This window comes from Nocardiopsis sp. NPDC055879, from assembly GCF_053615935.1.
Genome location: NZ_JBSHCT010000002.1, coordinates 125842 through 143918 on the forward strand (window position 1 = coordinate 125842; position 18077 = coordinate 143918).

Annotated in this window: 14 protein-coding genes; 11 read left to right on the top strand and 3 right to left on the bottom strand. The window is 66.5% G+C overall.

Annotated features, from left to right (window positions below; all coding sequences use genetic code 11):
* Window positions 1-134 precede the first annotated feature (134 nt).
* Together ACWGKS_RS02800 and ACWGKS_RS02805 are read right to left on the bottom strand one after the other, a co-directional pair.
* On the bottom strand, window positions 135-1106 hold the full coding sequence (locus ACWGKS_RS02800; RefSeq protein ID WP_452521566.1) for a hypothetical protein: 972 nt from the start codon (window positions 1104-1106) through the stop codon (window positions 135-137).
* A gap of 106 nt (window positions 1107-1212) precedes the next feature.
* Window positions 1213-2406, bottom strand: a complete 1194-nt coding sequence (locus tag ACWGKS_RS02805) for a DUF695 domain-containing protein (RefSeq protein WP_452521567.1) — start codon at window positions 2404-2406, stop codon at window positions 1213-1215.
* Window positions 2407-2495: 89 nt separating this feature from the next.
* On the opposite strand from ACWGKS_RS02805, the gene mnmA reads away from it, so the two are divergent.
* The 11 genes from mnmA (at window position 2496) to gatA (ending at window position 16642) form a co-directional block, all read left to right on the top strand.
* Window positions 2496-3587: a tRNA 2-thiouridine(34) synthase MnmA gene (mnmA, locus tag ACWGKS_RS02810; RefSeq protein WP_358513526.1), complete on the top strand. Its 1092-nt coding sequence runs from the start codon at window positions 2496-2498 to the stop codon at window positions 3585-3587.
* 123 nt (window positions 3588-3710) lie between these two features.
* Window positions 3711-4241, top strand: a complete 531-nt coding sequence (locus ACWGKS_RS02815) for a DedA family protein (RefSeq protein WP_358513528.1) — start codon at window positions 3711-3713, stop codon at window positions 4239-4241.
* Window positions 4242-4281: 40 nt separating this feature from the next.
* Complete coding sequence (locus tag ACWGKS_RS02820) at window positions 4282-4932, top strand: HAD-IA family hydrolase (RefSeq protein ID WP_358513530.1); 651 nt, start codon at window positions 4282-4284, stop codon at window positions 4930-4932.
* Window positions 4933-4950: 18 nt separating this feature from the next.
* Window positions 4951-5985, top strand: coding sequence for a methionine synthase (locus tag ACWGKS_RS02825; RefSeq protein WP_358513532.1), 1035 nt, complete (start codon window positions 4951-4953; stop codon window positions 5983-5985).
* Between the two features lie 59 nt (window positions 5986-6044).
* Window positions 6045-8309, top strand: a complete 2265-nt coding sequence (gene ligA, locus ACWGKS_RS02830) for an NAD-dependent DNA ligase LigA (RefSeq protein WP_358513534.1) — start codon at window positions 6045-6047, stop codon at window positions 8307-8309.
* 199 nt (window positions 8310-8508) lie between these two features.
* Window positions 8509-10554: a putative bifunctional diguanylate cyclase/phosphodiesterase gene (locus tag ACWGKS_RS02835; RefSeq protein ID WP_358513536.1), complete on the top strand. Its 2046-nt coding sequence runs from the start codon at window positions 8509-8511 to the stop codon at window positions 10552-10554.
* A gap of 172 nt (window positions 10555-10726) precedes the next feature.
* Window positions 10727-11062 carry a hypothetical protein gene (locus ACWGKS_RS02840; RefSeq protein ID WP_358513538.1) on the top strand — a complete coding sequence of 112 codons (336 nt, stop codon included), beginning with the start codon at window positions 10727-10729 and terminating at the stop codon, window positions 11060-11062.
* Between the two features lie 44 nt (window positions 11063-11106).
* Window positions 11107-13485 (top strand): TPR repeat region-containing protein, encoded by a 2379-nt coding sequence (locus ACWGKS_RS02845; protein ID WP_358513540.1) that lies wholly within the window; start codon window positions 11107-11109, stop codon window positions 13483-13485.
* Window positions 13486-13717: 232 nt separating this feature from the next.
* Window positions 13718-14764, top strand: coding sequence for an outer membrane protein assembly factor BamB family protein (locus ACWGKS_RS02850; protein ID WP_358513542.1), 1047 nt, complete (start codon window positions 13718-13720; stop codon window positions 14762-14764).
* 81 nt (window positions 14765-14845) lie between these two features.
* Entirely contained in the window at window positions 14846-15145 is a 300-nt protein-coding gene (gene gatC, locus ACWGKS_RS02855) for an Asp-tRNA(Asn)/Glu-tRNA(Gln) amidotransferase subunit GatC (RefSeq protein ID WP_067602534.1), read from the top strand.
* On the top strand, window positions 15146-16642 hold the full coding sequence (gene gatA, locus ACWGKS_RS02860) for an Asp-tRNA(Asn)/Glu-tRNA(Gln) amidotransferase subunit GatA (protein ID WP_358513544.1): 1497 nt from the start codon (window positions 15146-15148) through the stop codon (window positions 16640-16642).
* Window positions 16643-16718: 76 nt separating this feature from the next.
* Here the strand turns inward: gatA and ACWGKS_RS02865 are convergent, their stop codons facing one another.
* The gene (locus ACWGKS_RS02865; RefSeq protein WP_452521572.1) at window positions 16719-17882 is read right to left on the bottom strand and encodes a thioester domain-containing protein; all 1164 of its coding nucleotides are present in this window, start codon (window positions 17880-17882) and stop codon (window positions 16719-16721) included.
* Between the last annotated feature and the right edge of the window lie 195 nt (window positions 17883-18077).

Below are 18077 nucleotides of genomic sequence, written 5' to 3' on the forward strand. Positions count from 1 at the left end.
CGTGATCCACGAGTACCCGGTGCCGGCCGAAGGGTTGTCCTGGCTGCTGCGCCGCCGCCCCGGACGGACCCTCACCGAACGCGCTCAGGTCCCGCCCGGCCGGCCCGAAGGCCGACGACCGACCCGGCCGGTCTTCAACCGCCGACGATGCTCTGGGCGAGGTCGGTTCGTTCGTCCGCCTGTTCCAGGCGCAGTGATTCCGCCACCGTGCGCAGGGTCGACTCCCTCGTGGAACCGGCCGGCCGGACCGCGGCGATCAAGTCCTCCGACAGTCGGATCCGGACCTCGCTGGGGACGCCCCCGCGCGGGACCGTCGGCCCTCCCCGGTACAGGAGGACCAACCTCTCTTCCGCCATGCACTCCACACCGCTGAAGTCGCAGTCGGCGAGCACGCCCTGATCGACGAGCTCCTCGGACCAACTGATCACGTGCACGTCGTCGGTCTCCTCGCCGGCCCGGGCGTAGGTGACCCGCAGCCCCTCGCGCACCTCGTTCGCGTGGATCGGGGACCACTCCGGGTGGTCGAGCACCGCGATCCGGTCCGTGAAGCCCTCGACCTGGGACAGGGAACGCCGGTCGGAGTGCCGGTCGCGCATGAGGTCGGAGGCCAGGGGCAGCACGAGCAGCGACACCAGCACCACTGCCACGCCCGGAAGCACGCCCGGTTGCCAGGGCCCCCGGACCCGGAAGGCGAGCATGCACACGCCCATGGCCACCGTGGTCACCAGCGCGGTCACCACGGCGGAGTTCAGCGCGACGTCACCGGGCAGCGGCGAGAACGAGGGCGCGAGCAGCCCCAGGATCACGGGCACGGCCATGGCGGTGCCCACGACCAGGGCGGCCGTCGAAGTGGTGTGGTTGACCCCCGCGCCCATCAGCCAGCGTCTGGCCAACAGCCACATGAGGAGGATGCCGCCGACGGTGACCGGGGCGAGCAGGAAGGTCCACGTCCCCACACCGCTCAGGAACAGGGCACGGGAGGTGTTCCAGACCCCGACCGGGAACAGCGACATCGTCGGAGCCGCCACCAGGCACAAAGCGAGGATCGCACCGACCGCGGCCATCCGTGGTCGACCAGTGGGCGCACTCGGCAGCACACCATCCATCGAATCCGTCCTCCCGACGGGAGGGCAACGTTACGCCTGTTGGTGCTTGATCGCCAGATGTGAAACGGGGGGTCGTCCTTGACCCTCCGTTCCGCCGCTCAGAACCTCAACGACCCAGTTTGCGCACGTAGGGCCGTCGGGCCAGCTCGAACTGGGACCACTTCGGGTCGAGCTGCGTGCGCAGTTGGATCTTCCCCTCGGACCAGTCCATCAACGCGGTCTCGAACTCGGGCAGCACGCCGGATTCCGGGTCGAGGTAGTAGATGTACATGCGTTGCCCGGCCCCGGACTGTCGCATGAACAGGGCGCCGTCGTCGCCGAGGATCTGCTTGAGCCCCGCCTCCAGTTCGGCGAGGGCCGTGCTGGAGGAGTCCTTGGGCAGACGATCGGAGTCGGCGTCGGTGTAGGGCACCAGTACCTGTACGAACAGCGACAGCGCCGGGTATTCGCGACGGGTCACGGGGTGGCGTAGCAGGATCTCCACCGCGCCCTGCAACGGCAGCCGCCAGTGCAGGGTCACCCACCCGTCGGTGCCGCCGAGCAGGTCGCCCATCTGCTTGGCGACGGACGGCATGGAGGTGGGCGGAAGCGGGTCCAGGGGCCGCTCGTCCAGGGGCTCGACCCTCCCCACCCAGCGCACCACCTGGTCCTCGCCCAGGGCGAGCAGGGTGACGTGGTCGGCGAGCCTTCTACGGGTCTCGGTCGACAGGAACATGTTGTCGGGGTGGTACACGCCCACGTCGATCCGGCCGTTGGCCTGGTCCACGCGCATGGACACGGACACGTGCGACAGGTCGAGTTCGTGGTCTTCCCAGTTCACCGTGGCGGTGAGCCGGTCGTGGTCGGCGGGAAGGACCGGGCGGAACGTCCACTCGGCGTCGTCGGGCGCCGAACGGGACCAGCGCTCGGAGACCACCCGCGCGTCCTCGGTGGCTCCTGGACGCAGCGTCATCGCGTAGGCGGGCGCGTCGGTGAGCCTGGAGGGGTCGTCGAGCGCGGCGAGCTGCTCCAGCAGCTTGGCGGGGTCGATGTCGGTCGACAGGTCCATGTCGTCGAGACCACCGGCCTGCGGCTCCGGCGCCTTGCCGATCTCCCAGTCCATGTCCGGATGGATCGCCCGGACCAGCTCGGAGACCTTTTCGGACGTCTCTGGGGCGACGGGTGTGCCGGAGTCAACGGACTCGGCCAACGCCGGTCGCAGGGACGGCCAGGCGTCCCAGAAGGCGGCCACCGCGGCGGTGGCGACCGAGGCGGAGGAATCGGTGGAGTCGTTGGATCGGCGACGACGGAACAGAGCCATGTGTTGATTTTCGCAGAACCCGGTGAGTACCTCCGCCCGCACACGGCGGGTACCTCCGCCTGCTCCGGGCGCATAGTCTGGAGGGCACTATGACTTTGCGTGTACTGGCGGCCATGTCCGGCGGGGTCGACTCCGCCGTCGCCGCGGCCCGAGTGGCCGAGGCGGGCTACGACGTCACCGGCGTCCACCTGGCCCTTTCCAAGAACCCACAGTCCTACCGCACCGGCGCACGAGGCTGTTGCACGGTGGAGGACTCCCACGACGCCCGCCGCGCCGCGGACGTCATCGGCATCCCCTTCTACGTGTGGGACATGTCGGAGGAGTTCGATCGCGAGGTGGTGCAGGACTTCGTCGCCGAGTACGAGTCGGGCAACACCCCCAACCCGTGTCTGCGCTGCAACGAGAAGATCAAGTTCGAGGCGGTGCTGGACCGCGCGATCGCGCTCGGCTTCGACGCGGTGGCGACCGGTCACCACGTGCGCAAGCTCGACGGTCGGCTGGTGCGCAGCGTGGACGAGGCCAAGGACCAGTCGTACGTGCTGGGCGTGCTCAACGCCGAGCAGTTGGAGCACGCGATGTTCCCGCTGGGCGACTGCACCAAGGACGAGGTGCGCGCGGAGGCGGAGCGGCGCGGACTGTCGGTGGCCGACAAGCCCGACAGCCACGACATCTGCTTCATCGCCGACGGTGACACCGCCGGGTTCCTCAACGAGCGCCTGGGGGAGAAGCCGGGGCCGATCCAGGACGAGGACGGAAACGTGGTCGGCACCCACCGGGGTTCGCACGGCTTCACCATCGGTCAGCGCAAGGGCCTGGGGCTGGGTGGTGCGCCCGACCCGCGCTACGTGCTGTCCATCGAGCCGGTGAACAACACGGTGACGGTGGGCCCGCGCGAGTCGCTGCGGGTGGACGGGATCGTGGGCCGCAAGCCGGTCTGGAGCGGGGGTGGCCCGCTGACCGAGCCGACCGAGTGCCACGTGCAGTTGCGTGCGCACGGCGAGGTGTACCCGGCGACGGTGTGGCAGCGCGACGCCGACGAGGGCCCCGAACTGGTGGTTCGGCTGGCCGAGCCCGCCAAGGGAGTGGCCTCGGGTCAGGCCGTGGTGGTCTACGAGGGTGACGCGGTTCTGGGGTCGGCGACCATCGCCGCCACCTCGCGCCTGGAGGACTCCATCGCCTGAACGGAGCGCTCACTTATCGGGCGATGTGGGACGAACAACGCAGTTTTTTCGACCTTGGCCACTTGCCGAACTTAGGTAAGGCAATGCAAAGTTGGTGGTGCCAAGGTCAGAAGGGGTCGTTCCATGCCGCAGTTCGCGTTCCTTGAGGGGCAGCCCTTCTGGGTGGTCTACGTCACCCTGCTCGTGGTGATCATGCTGCGCGCCCCCGCCACCCACCTGCTGGGTCGGGGAGTGGGCGCCGGGGTCAGCCGCGGCCGGATCGGCGAACGCCTGGGCCCCAAGCTGGACGCCGCCAAGGCGCGCATCGACCGTTATGGCGCGCCCGTGGTCACGCTCAGCTTCCTCACCGTGGGAATGCAGACCGCCATCCACTTCGCCTCGGGCGCCGTGCGCATGCGCTTTCCCGTCTACATCGTCGCGACGCTCATCGGCGGACTGATCTGGGCCGGGCTGTGGGGCACGGTCATCTCCGGGCTGGTCGGCGGCTGGCTGGTGCTGTTCCTCAACTCGCCCTGGACCGCCGTGGGCGTGGTCGCCGTGGCGACCGTGGCCGTCACGGTGCTGGTGCTGCGCAACCGCCGCAAGCGGGACAAGGGCGAACGGGACGGTGGGGCCACCGACGACGAGGAGAGGGCGCCCGCCGAGGCGGCCTGATCCCGGCCCCTCGGCTCGCTGGAACCCGTACGGTGGGGCCATGCGCATCTCGACGGACGCGATCCTGTTCGACATCGACGGCACGCTCGTGGACTCCACCCCGGTGGTGGAGCGCACCTGGCGTGTGTGGGCCGAGTCCCACGGAATCGACCCCGAAGCGGTCCTGAGGGTCTCCCATGGGCGACGCTCCGAGGACACGATCGCCATGTTCCTGCCCGCCGAGCGGATCGAGGAGGCCACCGACGAGCTGGAGGAACTCGAACTCGACGACGTGGACGCGGTCAAGGCCCTGCCCGCCACCGGCGAACTCCTCAAGGCCATGCCCGCCGACCGCTGGGCCGCCGTCACCTCCGGTGGGCGCCGGCTGATGTGCGAGCGCCTGGCCGCCGCCGGGCTGCCCCTCCCCGAGGTCCTGGTCGCGGCGGAGGACGTCAGCGTCGGCAAACCCGACCCCCAGGGCTATCTGAAGGCCGCCGCCGCACTCGGCCACGACGTCGAACGCTGCCTGGTCATCGAGGACGCGCCCGCCGGAATCCGCGCGGGGGTGGCCTCCGGAGCCACCGTGCTGGCCGTGGCCACCTCCCACGACGCCACCGACCTGGAGGGCCTGGGCGCCGTCGCCATTGTCGACGACCTCACCGCCTGCACACTGGAGATCACCCCCGACGGCCCCGTGCTCACCCTGGCCTGAGGCCGTATTGCTCTAACCTTGGGCAACGTGAGTCAACAGCAGCCCTACCCCTGGCCCGTCGCGTCCGCCACCGGTGTCGGATCCTGGCCCGGCGAGGACCCGGACGAGGCCACGCGCACCGTCCTCGGTGAACTCCCGGACCTTCCACACCTGCCCGAACTCCCCGAGCGGGGTGCCGGCGCCGACATGATCGGTCGCACCGCCGGACTCCTCGTGGACCTGCCCGTGGAGACACAACCCACCGGATGGCGGGTGGCCGACACCCCCGGCCGGGACCTGGTCCGCGCCGGCAGCTTCCTGGCCTACGACCTGGACGCCCTCACCGATCACGCCCACACCTACGAGGGCCCGTTGAAGATCCAGGTGGCGGGGCCGTGGACGATGGCGGCGTCGATGGAGCTGCGCAACGGACAGCGGATGGTCTCCGACCTCGGAGCCTGCCGCGACCTGGCCGAATCGCACCTGGAAGGCGTCCTCGCCCACCTCGCGGACGTGCGCACCCGCGCCCCCGGAGCCCGGATCATCGTGCAGGTCGACGAGCCCTCACTACCGGCGGTGCTGGTGGGTTCCCTGCCCACCGCCAGCGGCTTCGGGCTCTTGCCCGCCGTGGACCGGGTGCGAGTGGAAGCGACGTTGCGCGACCTGTTCGCCGCGCTCGACGAGGCCGGCGCGGTACCGGCCGCGCACTGCTGCGCCCCGTCGGTTCCCGTCGACCTGTTGCGGCGCAGTGGTGCCCGCGCGATCGGCATGGACGCGCACCTGATCGACCGCGCCCACGACGAGATGCTCGGCACCGCGGCGGAGGACGGAGTGGGCTTCATGTTCGGCGTCGTGCCCTCGGTGGACGGCCGTGAAATGTCCGACCCCGCGCGTAACGTCGATCCCGTACGCGAGCTCTGGAACCGGCTGGGGTTGGCCCCCGACCTGCTCTCCCGCGCGGTGGTCACCACACCCGCCTGTGGGTTGGCGGGCGCCTCGCCCCGGCACGCCAGAGCGGCCCTCAAGGCCGTCAGAGACGGGGCCAGGGTCCTTCGGGACGAACCCCGTAAGTAAGCCTCCCCCGAACCCGCACTCCCCCGGACACCCCCGCGAGAACAACCAGAAAGGCTGCAGTGAGCGCGCCCGACAACACCACTGTTCCCGACGAGGTACGCGCCCGGCACGCCGAGTTGTGTCGTGAGCTGGACGACCACGGCTACCGGTACTACATGGGTGCCCCCATCATCTCCGACGCCGAGTACGACACGCTCATGCTCGAATTGCGCGACATCGAGGACCGCCACCCGATCCTCATCACCCAGGACTCGCCCACCCAGAAGGTGGGGGCGCCCATCAGCGTCGACTTCGCCGCGGTCGAGCACCTGGTGCGGATGGAGAGCCTGGGCAACGCCTTCGACTCCGACGAGCTCAACGCCTGGGCCGACCGCGCCTCGGCGGAGGTCCCGGTCGACGCCTACCTGTGCGAGCTGAAGATCGACGGGCTGGCCGTGGACCTGGTCTACGAACAGGGCCGCCTGGTACGGGCCGCCACTCGTGGCGACGGCCGGGTGGGCGAGGACATCACCCTGAACGTGCGCACCATCGGAGTGGTCCCCGAGCGGCTCGACGAGAGCGTGCGGGCCGCCCCCGAACTGCTGGAGGTGCGTGGCGAGGTCTTCCTGCCGGTGGAGGCCTTCCACGAGCTCAACAAGCGCATCGCCGACGAGGGCTCGCACGCGCCGTTCGCCAACCCGCGCAACGCCGCCGCCGGGTCGCTGCGGCAGAAGGACCCGCGGGTGACCGCGACCCGACCGCTGTCGATGATCGTGCACGGTGTGGGCGCGTACGTCCCCGCCGGGTACAGCGAGGCGGAGGGTGGCTGGGGCGTCGACTCCCCGGAGAGCGCGCCGCAGGAGGTGAAGCTCACCAGCCAGTCGAAGACCTACACCCTGCTCGGCGAGTGGGGGCTGCCGCTCAGTGACCGGTACAAGGTGGTGGCCACCATGGACGAGGTCCGCGAGTACGTGGGCCACTACCAGGAACACCGGCACGATCCCGCCTACGAGATCGACGGCATCGTCGTCAAGGTGGACGACTTCGGGTTGCAGCGTCGGCTCGGTTCCACCAGTCGGGCGCCACGCTGGGCCATCGCCTACAAGTACCCGCCGGAGGAGGTCACCACCAAGCTGGTCGACATCAAGGTGGGCGTGGGTCGCACCGGCCGGGTCACCCCGTACGGGGTGATGGAACCGGTGTTGGTCGCGGGTTCGGAGGTGGAGTTCGCGACCCTGCACAACGCCCAGGAGGTGGCCCGCAAGGCCGTGCTGATCGGTGACACCGTGGTGTTGCGCAAGGCGGGCGACGTCATTCCGGAGATCGTCGGCCCGGTGACCGAGCGCCGCGACGGCACCGAGCGCGAGTTCGTCATGCCCAAGGAGTGCCCCGAGTGCGGCACGAGGCTGGGGCAGCAGAAGGAGGGCGACGTCGACCTGCGCTGCCCCAACGCCCGTTCCTGCCCAGGGCAGCTCCGTGAGCGCATCGCCTTCATCGCCGGTCGCAAGGCCCTGGACATCGAGGCGCTGGGGTACGTGGCCGCCACCGCGCTCACGCAGCCGGTGGAGCCGGCCGACCCGGCGCTCAAGGACGAGGGCGACCTGTTCGACCTCACCGTCGACCGGCTGTTGCCGATCCGCACCTACGTGCTGGATCCGGACACCACCGAGCCCAAGACCGATCCCAAGACCGGGGACCCCAAGGTCGTCTCCTTCTTCGCCAACCTCAAGGGCGAGCCGAAGAAGACCGTGGAGAAGCTCTTCGACCAGCTGGAGGAGGCCAAGAAGAAGCCGCTGTGGCGGATCCTGGTCTCCCTGTCCATCCGGCACGTGGGCCCGCGCGCGGCCGAGGACCTGGCCCGGCACTTCCGGTCGATGGACGCCATCCGTCAGGCCTCCGAGGAGGAATTGGCCGCGGTGGACGGTATCGGACCGACGATCGCCAAGTCGGTGCGCGAGTGGTTCGAGGTGGACTGGCACGCCGAGATCGTCCGCAAGTGGGCGGACGCGGGCGTGCGCATGGAGGACGAGGGGCAGGCCCCTGGTTCGCGGTTGCTGGAGGGGGTGTCGGTGGTGGTCACCGGTTCCCTGGAGGGCTTCACCCGCGATGGCGCCAAGGAGTCCATCGCCGAGGAGGGCGGCCGGGCCACGAGCTCGGTGTCCAAGAAGACCTCGTTCGTGGTGGTGGGCGACGCCCCCGGTTCCAAGTACGACAAGGCCGTGAAGTTGGGTGTTCCGGTCCTGGACGAGGCGGGGTTCCGGACCCTGCTGGAACAGGGAGTGGAGGCCGCCGAGAGCGTGCGGATCAACCCGCAGGAGGAACCCGAGGAGGACGCGGGGGAGTGAATCCCCTGGTCAGGGCGTGACGAGAAACGGGCGGGCACACCCCGCCCGTTTCCTTCTGTTGGGAGTGACCAACAAATTGGTTAACGCATAGTTCCTGTCATGCGACAGTTGGTGACGAAACCGCGTAAGCTGGGCGCCAACGCACCGGATACGGACCCGCCCGTATCTCGGATTACGGTCATGAGGTTCGAGGACACGGATGAAGGACCCCATCGCTACCCGGGACGTCGGGCCCCGCGCCGGTACCCCGCTGTGGCTCTACATGGCGGGAACCACCGCCGCCGGGGCCCTGCTCTTGGGCGTCTCCAGTCTCGAACTCGGCATGGAACAGCTCATCCTGCTCAGCCGGGAACCCCTGGTCTGGGTCATGTTGTGCATGGTGGTGCTGGGCGAACTCAGACCCATCGCCATGCCCGGACAGTCCCCGGGCTCCGGCGCGCCCACCTCGCTGCCCTTCACCTTCGCGCTCGTCATCTTCTACGGGCTGCCCATCGCCGCGATCGTCCAGTGCTCCGCCACGATCGTCGCGGGTGTGGCCCGCGCCCACGCCCCGCATCGCACCGCCTTCAACGCCGCCCAGTACGTGCTGACCCTGGGCGTGGCCGACGCCGTCCTACGCCTGGTCATGCCCGAGCTCGTCACCACCCCGTGGGTACCGGTGGGCGGCGAGATCGTCGTCATCGCCCTGGCCGGCGCGGCCTCCTTCGTGGTCAACCGCATCCTGGTGCTGTGCGCCGTGGCCATGCACGAACGCGTGCCGCTGCGCCAGGTCATGTTCAAGGGACTGCGCCAGCAGATCTACGTCAACGGGGTGCTGCTCAGCCTGGCCCCGCTGATCGTCATCGCCATGACCCACTCGGTGCTTTACGTGCCGCTGTTCGCGTTCCCGCTCGGAGCCCTCTACACCAGCGCCCTGCTGCTGGTGAAACGCGACCACCAGGCCAACCACGACGAACTCACCGGGCTGGCCAACCGCAAGCTCCTCACCGTCCGGTCGCGCCGCGAGATCGTCCGCGCGCACCAGGAGGGCACCAGGGTGGGCCTGCTCATCCTGGACCTGGACAGGTTCAAGGAGGTCAACGACACCCTCGGCCACCCCACCGGGGACCGGCTGCTGCAGACCCTGGCGCAACGACTCACCCACAGCGTGCGGCCCAACGACCTGGTGTCCCGGCTGGGCGGCGACGAGTTCGCGATCCTGCTGCCCAAGGTCCGCGACACCGAGTCCGCCCGCGAGGTGGCCCTGCGACTGCGCGGCGCCCTCGCCGAACCGGTGCGCCTGGAGGGCATGGACTTCGACCTACAGGTCAGCACCGGCATCGCCCTCTACCCGGACGACGCACCCGACTTCGAGTCGCTCATGCAGCGCGCCGACGTCGCCATGTACGTCGCCAAGACCGACCGCACCGGGGTGGAGTCCTACGACCCGGGCAAGGATCGTAATTCCACCGCCCGGCTGAGCATGTACAGCGAGCTTCGACGCGGGCTGGTCGACGGCGCCCTGGAGATGCGTTACCAGCCCAAGATCGGGTTGGCCGACGGTCGCGCCGTCGGACTGGAGGCCCTGGCGCGGTGGCGACACCCCTCCCAGGGGCTGCTCGCCCCCGACGAGTTCCTGCCGATCGTCGAACACTCCAACCTGTTCAGGGCCTTCTCCGCCCAGGTCCTGGACATCACCCTGGCCCGCGCGGCCGACTGGCACGCCGAGGGCCTCACCCTGCCGGTCTCGGTCAACCTGGGCGTGCGCGAACTCCTCGACCCCGAGCTGCCCGACACCGTCGCCGCGGCCCTGCGCGAATACGGGGTGCCCGCCCGACGCCTGGTCCTGGAGATCGCTGAACAGTCCCTCATCAACGACCCGGAGGCCGCCACCGAGGCCGTGGAGCGGCTCCGGGAACTCGGCGTGGGGTTGGCCCTGGACGACTTCGGCACCGGACACTTCACCCTCGCCCAGCTCGCGGGACTGCCCCTGGACGAGGTGAAGATCCACGAGTCGTTCACCACGCGCCTGGCCGAGGAGACGTCTCGGGGATACACCGTGGTGCGCGCCGCCATCACCCTGGTCCGGGCCCTGGGCATGCGGGCCACCGCCGAGGGCGTGAGCAGCGCGGAGTTGGCCGAGGCCGCCCTGGAGGCCGGTTGCCACTCCGCCCAGGGCCACCACTTCGCCGAACCCATGCACCCCCGCGACGTGCTGCCCTGGTGGACCGCCCACACCACCCCGACCCCCACCGGACCCCAGTGACGGCCTGACCGGTTGTGGCCAGGGCGCCCGATTCCGAATGGAACCGCAGTTCACGAGGGACTTGGGTTTCCGGCTCGCGGTGATCGTGGCGGGGGCCATGATCACGAAGGGTGTGCCGATGCTAACTTGAACCGCGTCCCATTTGGTCGGTCATGACAGAGGATATTTCCCTATGCCCTTGCATGAAGTGGGTGTCAACGTTCAAGACGCCTATGGAGCGGGTGCCGCGGCCGAAGAGTACGCGTCTGCGTTCAACGGCCTGCACGATGACTTCAACGGTGTCCTGTCTTCGGCTTCGGCTGCCTGTGCCGATGATCCGAGGGTCGGTGGTTGGTCGGAGTACGGGGAGGAACAGGCCGAGGCTATAGCCAGAGTTGAGAACCACGGGGTTTCGCTAGCAGAGAACGTTCAGGGTGGTGCATCCGAAACGGCGAATACCGATGGCCAGGCATCAGAGGTCTATAACTCGGCGGATGCGCCGATGGCGCGTCCTGTCAACTTCCGATAACCGTATTATTTTCATTATTATCCGTCTCGGAAACCAGGAAAGTCGTGTATTTTTCCCCCACTCCTTGCGATATCGACACCGCAAAACTCGACCAAGCCGCCGACGACATGATGGAGATCGTCGGGCGGATTACCGGAAAAAGCGGAGATCTGGAGTCACTGTTCACGGACGCCGCGCTAGAGTTCTCCGATCTGATCGCAGAGAATCTCATGTCCACCGCGAACGAAAATCATTCGGCGTGGACATCGGCTTTGACCTCCTGCTGGCACGTTTGGGGGGTGGTAAGTAAATGGAGTGGTGACGTCGAACGCTACCAGTCACGGATTGCTTCCCTTCAGGAAGAATGGGATACGGCGGTTGGTAATAACTTCGGTTTTCCAGAGGACGATGCTGGTGGGATCGAAGCGCGTAGAGCGTTGGCAGGTGTCCTCAATGACCGAGCACAGGGCCACTGGGAAACTCTGGAAGGAGAAGCGGAGGACAACTCTGAAAACCTGAAGGGTGGACCCACCGTGTCCAATCTTCGGGAACTGGTCGACGCCGGGGTTCTAGGGTTTGCGGCGTACAATGCTACTCGGCAGATCATGTACTACCCGTCCACGTTCGATACTGGAACGAGGGACGCTGAGAACATGGCTGATTATCTGACCGGGGAAAAAGAGCTTGATGATGAGTACTACCGGCTTTTGGAGCAATTGGCCGCTCTCACTGCTCTTGCTGGAGATGCAAAACGCAATGGAGGCCAGCCTCGGGGTTATGAACTCGAATATCTAGAGGAATTCTATGATGCCCTGGATGAAGAGGTTGAAGGAGGGGTGGTCGAACTTCCTGGGAAGCTCGATGGTGAGCATCTGAGTGACTCGCAAAGAGAAAATGCTCTTGGCGCCTTGGGTGACGGGCTTCTTGTGCTTTCTGATGAGGCTGTCGGAGGTGGTTACGATTCCGTTCCTGCAAGCGTCCAAGATGTTCTTGAAGGGCCGGATTTCAGCACTGACCAAACTGGACGTGGTGCCGGAAATATCCTTCAGAACTGGCGGGATCAGGCTGCGGGGTTGGGTGAATTGTTTGTTCATGCTGATGAAACATTGGAAGCTGGTGCGGAGTTCTCCACTCGTTTGATAGATACTGTTTCCAAAGAAGTGGATCGTATTATTCATCTGCCGGGCCAAGGCGCGACTGATGACAACGCTATGTCCATACTCCTGGAAGTGGCTACACGCAATGATGATGCGAACTATGCATTGCTCACAGGAGAGTACCCGGAAGGGGTGGATGTCCCTCTTCCTTGGGGTGGGCCAAATGCGGATAGCAACCGAGAAAATGCGCTAGTGCACCTGTACACCCATGATTGGGGGGACGATGGGGCGGCGGTCCGCAAAATCACCGATTGGATATCAGATGGCCCTGCGGCCGGTGATAATGACACCGAAGATGAGCATCGTGAAACAGCCCTGCTGGCCTTGATGGAACTTATGGTGGACAGTGGATTCCAAGATTCTTTGTTCAACACGGGAAGCCACGTAGACGATGGCGATGTCACTTGGCATAATGTCTCGGCCAGTCATCTGAATTCAGAATTGGCAGATAGTTTTGCCGATATATTCATCGCTTTCCAGGATGATTTTGCCAATACTGATGGGATTCCAGGCAACGTTGAAATCGGTTTAGGTGAGGGGCTTGAAATTACCGATGAAGCTCGGATGGCTTTTACTCGGTTCGCGGTGGGAGATCCTGATGCGGCGGCCAAGATATACGGAGAATCTCTGCTCACCACGGCTGAAGCTATGGAGGAGTATGCAACCAACACCGGGGAGAGGGAACACGGACCGGCTCACTCTGCTGCGGGTCTCCAGGCGCTAGTTGAGGTTGCTTTGTTGAACGAGAGCACAATGCGTGAGGCGAATGACCAAGAGTTTGCCGAATATCGCAACAAGGTAAACACTGCCGCTATCAACCTTATTGGCGGCGCCGCCGGCGATAAGGGAGCCTCCGGATTGATCGTGGAGATCGGCAAGGCTATTGCGGGTGAGGCGTTTGCGGTCTCTGACGAGTCGGGGAAACCCCATGTGGGAGTGAACGGTGAGTGGGTGGAATCCGAACGCATGATGGGGTACGCCCTTGGTGTTGCGGCGGAGCAGGATCCAGAGCTCATGTCAGTGCTCGAAGAAAATGGTATTGCGAAGAAGGATGGGTCTGGAAATCTTTATATCCCGCCTGATCATGTCGATTGGGAGATTTCTGGATCTGAAAGTGCTCTTTCTGACTATTATCATAAAATTGATCAAAGAGATTGGCCCGACGGCGAAAGTGACACCAGGGACGCCGTTGAGAATTTTATTAACGCCTTTGATCGTACGGCGTCGAAATGGGAAGAGCATATCGTGGATGAAACTGGAGAAAGGGTGAAAGAGGAAGATGAATAATCCTCCCTGGAGTCGCCTTTGCGAGCATCTCGGGCGACTTATATTAAATTATACCTCTTTTCTGGTCGTGTTGGCTATTATGTGCGGGTGTTCTGTTCTTGGTCCCTCCCACAGTATCCATGAGCCGGGGGAGTCTCCAGAGTTCAGGGATTCGATTAGTGAGGTCGCCTGGACCTGGGAGCCTCCCCGGGGTGCAGATAGTCTGGTCGTCCGCAGGATAGATCAGGGAGTCGTGGTTCTTTTCGAGACTGGTGTCGTCGCTCTATCCGGTGAAACGGGCGAGGAGCTCTGGTCTTACCATGATCGAAGCCGGGAGTTCATTGGAAATGTCGCGAGTGGGGGTGAGTATGTCGTCCTTTACGACCAAGAGGAGTCACGGGTAGTGCTCTTTGAGAGCGATGCGGGGAGGATTGCATATGAGTACACGCAAGACTTGACGGGTATCGATTATACCCATGATTCTTCTTTCGGTCATTTGCGTCCTGCCATGGCCGGCATCACCGATGACACCTGGATTGTTCGTTGGGAGGACTCGGCCAGCTCTTATGACCTGTCAACCGGGGAACGACTGTGGTCCGTGTCGAACGTGCCGAACTGTTCCGATGTGGGCCAGGTGGATGACTTGACGGTGAGGAAGGATGTTGTGGTGGCCGCCACTACCTGCTTCGAACATCCTGAGGACGAGGAGACCGTGGCCTGGACAGTAGGGTGGGATTTCACATCGGAGCTGGTAGGGCTTTCCCCCGAGACGGGGGAGGAGCTCTGGCGCTTCGAACACACTATCGGGCGGATGCCCATCGACTCCCTGGAGCGCACCATCAGTTCACGTCCAGGTGGGCTTATATATGTCAATTACCCCGAATCCCATGATCTGGGAATTTCGCTGCTCGATATCGATACGGGAGAGGTGACATATTCGGATGCGCAAAATCTGCTGTGGGTCTCACCTGAGGGATCCCGGTTGGGCCTCTGGGACACCGAGGCCGGTGAATACCTGGTCCGGGACCGATCCGGCGCGAACGAGCGCACTCTGGAACCGGAGACCAGGGCCGAGGGAGTCAGGGTCGGGCTGGAGGACGGAGTGCTCTACCTGAACGAATGGACGGAGGACGCCTCCGCTTCCGAGGGGTTCGGACGGTTTGACGGGTTCGACGGGGACTCCACCTTCGTGTGGGACAAGGCGGAGGGGCTGAGTGTGCACCGGGCGCTGGACGTTCCCGGTGCGGTGGCGGTCTCCTACACGGCCGACGGTGAACCGGGTGTCATGGGACTCAGGTGACGGGGAACGGGACCGTGACACGGGCGGGGGCCAATAGGATTGTGCTGATCACCCGTCCGCCGAAGAAACGGTTCTCAACTGATGACCGCCATCACCCGCGATGAGGTCGCGCACCTCGCCCGGTTGTCACGGCTGGCGCTCGACGAGGGCGAGCTCGAAACGCTCGCCGCCCAGCTCGGTGACATCCTCACCGCCGTGGCCAAGGTGCAGGAGGTCGCCCAGGGCGACATCCCGCCGAGCTCGCACGCCCTGCCGCTGACCAACGTCTACCGCCCCGACGAGGCCAGGAACGGCCTCACTCCCGAGCAGGCCCTGGCCGGAGCCCCCGCGGTGGAGGACCAGCGCTTCCGGGTCCCGCGGATCCTTGGGGAGGAAGAGTAGATGAGCGACGTCATTCGTCTCAGTGCCGCCGAACTCGGTGCCGCGATCAAGGCGGGAGAGGTCTCCTCGGTGGAGGCCACCACCGCCTACCTCGACCGGATCGAGAAGGTCGACGGCGACATCGGCGCCTTCCTGCACGTGGGCCGCGAAGCCGCGCTGGAACAGGCCCGCGCGGTGGACGCCAAGCGTGCCCAGGGCACCGAACAGGGCCCCCTCGCGGGTGTGCCGATCGCGCACAAGGACGTGTTCACCACCCAGGACATGCCCACCACCGCGGCCTCCAAGATCCTCGAAGGTTGGCAGCCGCCCTACGACGCCACGGTCACCGCGCGCCTGCGCGAGGCCGGGATGGTCATCCTGGGCAAGACCAACATGGACGAGTTCGCCATGGGCTCCTCCACGGAGAACTCCGCCTACCAGCTCACCCGCAACCCGTGGGACACCGATCGCGTCCCGGGCGGTTCCTCCGGTGGTTCCTCGGCTGCCGTGGCCGCGTTCGAGGCCCCCCTGGCCACCGGAACCGACACCGGTGGTTCCATCCGCCAGCCCGCCGCCGTGTGCGGTCTGGTCGGTGGCAAGCCCACCTACGGCGGTTCCTCCCGCTACGGGATGATCGCCTTCGCCTCCTCCCTGGACACCCCGGGCCCGTTCGCGCGCAACGTGCTGGACGCCGCCCTGCTCCACGAGGCGTTCTCCGGACACGACCCGCGCGACTCCACTTCCATCGAGGCCGCGGTGCCGCAGGTGGTCGAGGCCGCCCGTAACGGCGACGTCGAGGGCCTGACCGTCGGCGTGGTCAAGGAACTGGACAACGACGGCTTCCAGCCGGGTGTGCGCCGGCGCTTCCGCGAGACCGTGGAGCTGCTGGAGTCCCTGGGTGCCAAGGTCGTCGAGGTGTCCTGCCCCAGCTTCGACGCCGCCCTGAGCGCCTACTACCTCATCGCGCCCAGCGAGGCCTCCTCCAACCTGGCCCGTTTCGACGCCATGCGGTACGGCCTGCGGGTGGGCGACGACGGTACGCGCAGCGCCGAGGAGGTCATGTCGCTGACCCGCGCCCAGGGCTTCGGTCCGGAGGTCAAGCGCCGGATCATGCTCGGCACCTACGCGCTGTCCAGCGGCTACTACGACGCCTTCTACGGCAGCGCCCAGCAGGTCCGCACGCTCATCAAGCGCGACTTCGAGGCCGCCTTCGAGAAGGTGGACGTGCTGGTCTCGCCGACCACGCCCACCACGGCCTTCCCGCTTGGTGAGCGCGCCGAGGACCCGATGGCGATGTACCTGGCCGACCTGTGCACGATCCCGTCCAACCTGGCCGGGAACGCGTCGCTGTCGGTGCCGTGCGGCCTGGCCCCGGAGGACGGCCTGCCGGTCGGCTTCCAGATCATGGCGCCGCCGCTGGCCGACGACCGTACCTATCGGGTGGCGGCCGCCGTCGAGCGTGCCCTGACCGACCGGGACGGTTCCCTGATCGCCCGCAGCCCCTACGCGGTCGCCTAGCGGCCGGTTCGGCATCACGAAGGCCCCGCACCCGTTCACGGGTGTGGGGCCTTCGGGCTGTTCGGGGTCGGGTGGGCTACTCGCCGGCCTGCGCCCTGCGGCGGTGGGTCAGGTACATCACGCCCGTGCCGGCGGCGATCGCGACCAGGGCCGCGGCGACCAGGGCGATCACGGCGTTGCCGGTGAAGGCCAGACCGCCGGAGGTGGGTGTGGCGGCCTGGTCGGCCACCGGCGACGGGTCGGCTTCGGTGGTGGGCTCCACCTCCGGCGGGGTGCCGCCCGCGGTGTCCCACGCGATGGCGGCGGTGTCACCGATGACGATCTCGCTGTCCTCGGCGGAGATGAGCGTCTGGGTGGGCTCTTCGGAGTCCTCGCCCTTGAACAGGCGACCGGTCTCCACCGCCGCGGTCGTCTCCAGGACCAGCGTGGCCTCGCCCGCTTCGGCGTCCGCGGGCACGGAGAAGGCCACCACGTCACCGTCGGACACCTCCTCGACGGTGTCGCCGCTGTCGGCGTCCACCACCTCGACCCCGTCGGGTCCCTCCACACCGACCGGGATGCTCTCCCCACTGGTCTCCACGGTGAACTCGCCGATGGTGTCCCCGGCCAGTCCGGAGTCCGCGTCGGGGCTGACGGTGAGCGGCGAGGCCGGCTCGTTCGGAAGTTCCTCGGCGTTGTCGATCAGGTGCCGGTACAGGTGTGTGACGTTTCCGGCGTTGACGTTGGTGTCCAGTTGGGGGCCCTGCTCGACCCGGTCCAGGTCCACGCCGTTGCTGAAGTGCCAGATGGCCGCCTGGGTGGCGGTGAGCGCCTCGGACTCGGTGAGCCTGGCCATCTCCGCCTCCTCCTGGAGATCCTCCACGTCCACCACCGGATAGGAGTTCTTCAGGATCCAGTGCACCTTGCCGGGATCGGTGAAGTCGCCCCGTCCCGGGTAGTTCTCCCACTGGTCCTCGCGGTACCAGGCGTCCTCGACCAGCCCGGTGCGCACGTCGATGCAGTAGGTGGTGAGCCGCTGGTCGCTCTCCTCCAGGTGGACGTTGAAGGTCGCGGTGGTGGTGTAGGGCTCGCCCGCCATGGTTACGGCGTGCCCGTGTTCGGCGACCCCGGTGTACCGACCCTCGACGGAACCGCGGTAGGGGGCGGGTTCGGCGGAGGCGGAGCCGGTCACGGAGAGGGGGACCAGGGACAGGGTGAGAGCGAGGAGAACGGAGGATGCGCGGCGGAACACGTGCGTCACTTCTCTTCCTGGGAGGTTGCGGAGAGAGGCTTTCACACTGGGTCACATGGAACAACGGATCTATTACGAACTGGCCGGTATCAGCCATTCGGACGACCACGGGTAAACCAAAGGGGCCCGCCCCCGTGCCATGCACGGGAACGGGCCCTATCGTTCAGCGCCGCCGCTTCGCTTTGGCGTGTTCGGGCGCCCCAA